Raw genomic sequence first — 5,375 nt, 5'->3', positions numbered from 1 at the left:
GTTTGAAGTGGCGGGAGCTGGAGAGGCCACTGCCTGACCAGGGACACCAGGGGACGCACAACCGACCGGGAAACCGGCGGCACGAAGGCCCTGGGTCCTACCGTCAGAGATCATTTGCTACTCCAGTTCCCGACCCAACTCTGCCGGACCGTATTTCACGCCCGTTCTGTGGCAAGGTGCTGCGGGGTTGGTGAAGGGTCCGAATCAGCGGGGATAGGTCTCTGATCAACCCCTGCTCTGGGGTCGGCAGGGCCTCGTGTCCGAAATCGTCGTCGGAGATGCTCACCAGGCGGGTCTCCCGGCCCGGGGAGGGTCCGAGCGCGCCGTCGGTAGCGGTACCGACGGGCACGTGCTCAGCGATTAGGAGTGGAACGACCAATCGCCGGGCTGGGGTGCGTCGAGGGGGTAGCTGGGCGTGTGAGCGTGGTCGAGAATCGGCACGCTGTCGTTCGGGGTGTGCCAGGATCCGTCGTCGGACGCGGTTGCGTGGCAGGCGGGGTCGGTGCAATGGCGACGCGAGCCGTGGAACACCGCGGCGTAGACCAGGTGGTCGCAGCTGACCGACAGCGAGAGGCGACCGTCACGCGTCACGGTGGTGTCGGCGCCCCGGCGAGTGGCGAACAGGCCGACTACCAGGCTGTGCCAGCTGTGCATCGCGTCGAGGTATTGCGTCGAGGTGTGGCCGTAGTAGTCGGCCAGCGCCGCCAGGTGGTGTTCACATTTGGCGATCTCGTCGGCGGCATCGCGGGTGACGTGGATGGCGAACTGGTGCGGGCGACGGTCGATGACGGCTAAGCGGGGTTCGGGCACGGTCGGGTCCTCGAAGGTGCTCGGCCAGATATTGACCAACTCCAATCCGATCGTGGTGGCAGCGCCCCATTCGTCGGCGCGGGAGGTGACCGCACCGGCGAGGGCCTGCCACTGGATAGCCGGGATCGCGAAGCGTCCCGGATCGAGCGGGGTGTCGCGGTCGAAGTCATCGAACCGGCGGCCGTGGTCGGCCAGCAGTGTGTCGAACAGGCCGCGGACCGCGGCATCGACCAACTCCGACATCGATGTCGCGCTAGCGATCCCTTCGGCGAGGGCACTGATCTCGGTATTGGTCAACGCGCGCCGAACTTCTTTCACGGGGTCGGGCATGACAACTCCTGGTGAGTTTGGAGGATTGGGCAGCAAGACAATTGGCGCCGCGGGCGGGTCCGGTGCAGAGCCGGAACGCAAAGGCGGCGGGACGTCGACGGTGACGGCGTTGCTCGGGAGGCCTGCCCGGGGGACGGTGGCGGCCGATCGAGTGCGGGCGATTACGGTCGAGGGTCGTTGGGATCGGCTCCGTGGCAGGTGACGATCCAGTCGCTGTTGATCTGGTGGCTGGCGATCTTGGCCTCGATCCAACTCCCGGCCCACCCTCCGTGTTTTCGCCGCCAGGCGGTGACGAGGTGTCCGAGAGGACACAGAACGTGGACACCGTCGGGTGTGGGCCGGACGATCACGGGCCCGGTGTGAGGCACAGAGGACTCCTAGAGGTTGATTCTGACGCTGGACCCCGCCGGGAAAGCGCGGCCGAAAGAGCGCATGGGTGAGGGCCGGGCGGTGCCGTAACCGACCCGCCCGACCTCAGTGCGTCAGGCGGTTGCCGCTGCGGCGTAATGGGTTTGGACATGGTCGCGCAGTTGGTTGTGGACTTCCTCGACCCACGCGATGTCCCCCTCGATCGCAACCTCCGCGACCGCGACCTCGATAGGTTCCCCGCGGGAAACGAAAGTGGGAGTTTTCCCGGCGCGATACGCCGTGATATGGATGACGCCCGGATCGGTCACCGGTTCGTGCTCACCACGCCACCAGTTCTGCGGATGACGCCAGAACGCGCGGTACTCGACGTCGCCGACCCGCCATTCCCACCGTTCACCCTCGGCGGCACGGTGGTGATCGAGTTTGACGCTGCCACGCTTCTTGCTCGGACGCGGACGGACCGGCGCGGCGTCGAGGCTGGCGAACAGCTCGGGATACTGTTCACGGGCTTGCGCGGCGGTGAGATGGCCGACCACCTTGTGATACGGCAGCGGCTGCGGGCGGCAGTTGCGGCGGGTCAGGGCCTTCATCGTTTGGATTCGACCGCCGGCCGTGTCGTAGAGGCCCGCCACACTCACCGACTTCGGGTTGACGCGAGCGATCTCGTGCCAGCGCCCATGAGCCCACGCTACGAAGTCCCCGACCGCGAAATCGTCCGGACCCCAGACGTGCACACCCGCCTCGTCGAGGACGCGCCACCAGTACTCGATTTCCTCGAGTTTCTCCACGATCTCGGCACGCGTGATCGCCAGCGCGTGATCCGACCACCGGTGGCCATGCTCTTCCACGGACTTACCGATGCGGCGGAGATCAGATTCGATACCGAGTATCCGGCGCTGCGTGGTGCCCGGGTTCTCCTTGTAGGCACGGAAATTCGCTGCTGCCGCCGCCCGGTCGATGCGATGTTTGGCCTTGTCGTAGAGCACCCACGCCTTGCCCTCACGTTGCCACAGCCGATCCAGCAAGCGGCGGTGACGATGCTCGGAATGATGGCCGACGAGAATCGGCTGACCGTTGAGCATGTCGTAGGTGCGCTGGACGTCGGCCCGGATGGAGTCCGAGGTCCAGAACTCGCGGCGGGCCATGTACTGCTGGTAAGCAGCCCGGTCGTCGGCCCGGTTGTATTTTTCCTCCATGAACCCGGCGAAGTCGACCGCCGGGGTCGTGTCGTCGATCTCGACCTCGACCACATGACCGAGTTCACGCAGACGCGCGACCGCAGTGTCGATCCTGTGCGTATCGGCTCGGCGGCGCCGCGAATGCGGCAGATACCAGTACGGATCACCCAACTCGTCATCCTCGGGAAGGTTCTCCGACCCCCGGAAGTTGCAAGGCCACTCGGTGAGCGCATTCCCGACGCCCGACATGCCACGGCAGGTGCCATAGACAAGAGTGCCGAGCTGACGATTGTGGCGAATAGTGATGCGACTCATGGGATTACGTCCTTTCCGATGAAAGGTGCAGTCGACGAATGAGGGAGCGCGCCAGGACGCGGGACGTCGGGCGATGTTCGGAGAAGCCGATTTCGGCTGCGAGGCAACCTTCGTTGCGGTCGGGGCTGGCGCGCCGTTCGCTGGCTGTGGCAGTCAGCAGTGGTCGAGGGCGACGAGCCGGACGACGAAACACTTTGTGTTCGGTGGGATCCCAGGCGTCGATGCGCGGGTAGCCGAACTGGTGCCGAGCGACGTCGGCCTGATATTCGGCGGTCGCGGACTTCAGCGAGTGTGATGGCGGCCGGTGCGGCGGGACGGATCGAGCCGACGACCGTGATGTCCTTGCGCTGCAGGGCACCGTTCCGGGTGGTTTGGTCAGATCGGCCGGAACGGTCCGATAGAGGGCCTGGTCGCGGCTTACAGGGCGGGGCGAGCCGCCGAACGGTAACGATCGGCCGGAGCAGGAGTCATGACGCCTCCCAGAGTGTGCGTTGGGGGCCTCCGTTGGGTCGGTCGAGCCGAGGCCGGGCTGGGCAACTCCAACTGCGCCGGGCGCGGCGTTGGGCGACGACGTGGTATCCCGCTGCGCGGAGTGAGCTGCCCGATTCACCATGCTGGGTGTAGGTGACGAGCCTGGTGTAGCCGAGGGCTTTCGCGGCCCGCCATGCGGCGCCGAGCAGCATGCTGCAGGCGTTGCGGGTTCCGTTGGTTGCGGTGCGGTTGACCTCGAGGGTCCTGCCGTCGTCGAGAGATCTGGCGACCGGTCGGCCGATGATCGCAACGCCGACGAGGGTTCCGTCCAATGCGACGCCGATGGAGAACTTGTGACCGGTGGGCGGTGGGTGGTGGCGGTGATGCAACGCGACGAAATCGCATGCGTCGGCGAAGGTTACGGGGCAGAGGCTGAGTCTGGGGGTAGTCAACGGTCGGAACCTCCGGTCAGGCTGTTCTGCACGGCTGTCAGCGCGATGAAGGCGTGGTCGGTGCCGAGTTGCTCAGGTATGGGGCCTGCCGGTGTCGGCACCGTGCTGAGTCGTGCAGCCAACTCAGTGAGTACGTCGCGGTCGCCTTCCAAGGCGGCGCGTTCGTCGTCGGTGAGCACGAGTTGTTCGAGCATCTGGTCGACGCCGTCTTTGACTGCCAGTAGTTGTCCGGCGCTGGATTGTTTGGGCAGGTAGAACGGGCAGCGGGCGCAGGCGAGGCGGTGTGGGCATTCGGCGAAGAAGCGTAGGTGCAGTACCCGTCGCCGAGGTCGTAGTACTTCCACGGCTGTTCGCCGCCGCTGGCCGCGCCGGATAGGATCGTTTCCCTGTCGATGAGCACCTGGGTGGTGCGCACGTTGCGGGCGAAGTAGTCCGCCTTGTGGTAGGCGGCGGTGAGCCGCCGTTGCAGGATGGCTGCGTAGTGCCGTGTGCTGGCAATGTGCTTGTGCCCCAGCCATTCTTGGAGATCCGCTATGGACAGCGGCTCCGGTGCGTTGAGTAGTTGGGTGGCGATCGTGGATCGGGCGCGGTGGCTGGTGAGCGCTCCTCGTGAATCGGTTTCGGGGATACCGGCTTTCGCGCACAGCGCTGGAATGAGGGTGTCGTTGAGGTAGGCGCGTCCGATCAGTTGGCCGCGGACGCAGAACAGGAACTGGCGGTGTTCGCCGGTCTTGCGGTCCCGTAGGTCGGGTTGTGGCGGCCGCACGTGTCTCCAGGCATCGACGAGTTGACCGACGATCGGGTCGACGGGCTTGCTGAACGGTGGATAAACGCCAGACACAGGTCGGCGCCAGCTGCCACCATCTGAGCGTTGCGAACGAACCCGGCGTGGGGGCTAAGGTGGTCCCAGTCGGCCGGGTGACGTTCGATCCGGTCGCCCCACGCCAGCCAACACGCCTCGCAGAGCGCGTCGGCGCCCCGCGGGCATGCTCCCGACACCAGCACTGCTTCCGGAGACCATGCGTCTGCCAGCGCCGCCCGGATGGTGGCGTGGTCGGTCCAGCTACGGGAGCCGGTGGCAAGGATTCGGCTACCCCGACCGCGTGAGGCGTCGGACGTCTGGGGTGGGGTTGGCGAGATCGTTAGGGCCAATTCCAGGTGCACGATCTCTCGGTCGGTGGTGGGCTGGTTGAACATTTCTGTGGACACGACGACCTCCAGGATGCGAAATGGCTACCGGTGCCGGAGCGGAAAGTGGTTGAACACCATCGGTGTCGACGCCGGGCCCCGTTCTGCGGGGCGCGCCTCGGCCGCCGCGGCGGCCGGAAGGGGGTCAAGCCCGCGGGGGGGTTTGCCGCGGGCGTGGCGCGCGACCGCCCGCCGACGGCATCATCAACGAGCGTCCGCAGAACGGGGCCCGGAGACGCGCCGTCTCAGAAGTAGGTGTTCT

General features: G+C 66.3%; 4 protein-coding genes and 1 pseudogene. All 5 read right to left on the bottom strand.

All coding sequences use genetic code 11. The features are described from left to right. Positions 1-360: 360 nt before the first annotated feature. Entirely contained in the window at positions 361-1,140 is a 780-nt protein-coding gene (locus QH290_RS16025; protein ID WP_280383640.1) for a hypothetical protein, read from the bottom strand. A 482-nt stretch (positions 1,141-1,622) separates the two neighbouring features. Further along, positions 1,623-3,002 carry a DUF3560 domain-containing protein gene (locus tag QH290_RS16020; RefSeq protein WP_280383638.1) on the bottom strand — a complete coding sequence of 460 codons (1,380 nt, stop codon included), beginning with the start codon at positions 3,000-3,002 and terminating at the stop codon, positions 1,623-1,625. Positions 3,003-3,469: 467 nt separating this feature from the next. Further along, positions 3,470-3,925: an XF1762 family protein gene (locus QH290_RS16015; protein WP_280383636.1), complete on the bottom strand. Its 456-nt coding sequence runs from the start codon at positions 3,923-3,925 to the stop codon at positions 3,470-3,472. A gap of 37 nt (positions 3,926-3,962) precedes the next feature. Next, positions 3,963-4,766: a tyrosine-type recombinase/integrase gene (locus tag QH290_RS16010; RefSeq protein WP_280383635.1), complete on the bottom strand. Its 804-nt coding sequence runs from the start codon at positions 4,764-4,766 to the stop codon at positions 3,963-3,965. A gap of 74 nt (positions 4,767-4,840) precedes the next feature. Then, positions 4,841-5,122, bottom strand: a pseudogene (locus QH290_RS38090) (SLOG family protein); the annotation flags it as partial. Positions 5,123-5,375: the final 253 nt, after the last annotated feature.

The organism is Nocardia wallacei (assembly GCF_029869545.1).
GTDB lineage: Bacteria > Actinomycetota > Actinomycetes > Mycobacteriales > Mycobacteriaceae > Nocardia > Nocardia wallacei_A.
The sequence above is the reverse complement of the archived record's forward strand: the minus strand, read 5'-3'. Positions and strand labels throughout refer to the sequence as shown.

Bases quoted from the DNA above. Each gene is read 5' to 3' on its own strand.
- QH290_RS16025 (WP_280383640.1), bottom strand. From the start codon at position 1,140: ATGCCCGACCCCGTGAAAGAAGTTCGGCGCGCGTTGACCAATACCGAG.
- QH290_RS16020 (WP_280383638.1), bottom strand. From the start codon at position 3,002: ATGAGTCGCATCACTATTCGCCACAATCGTCAGCTCGGCACTCTTGTC.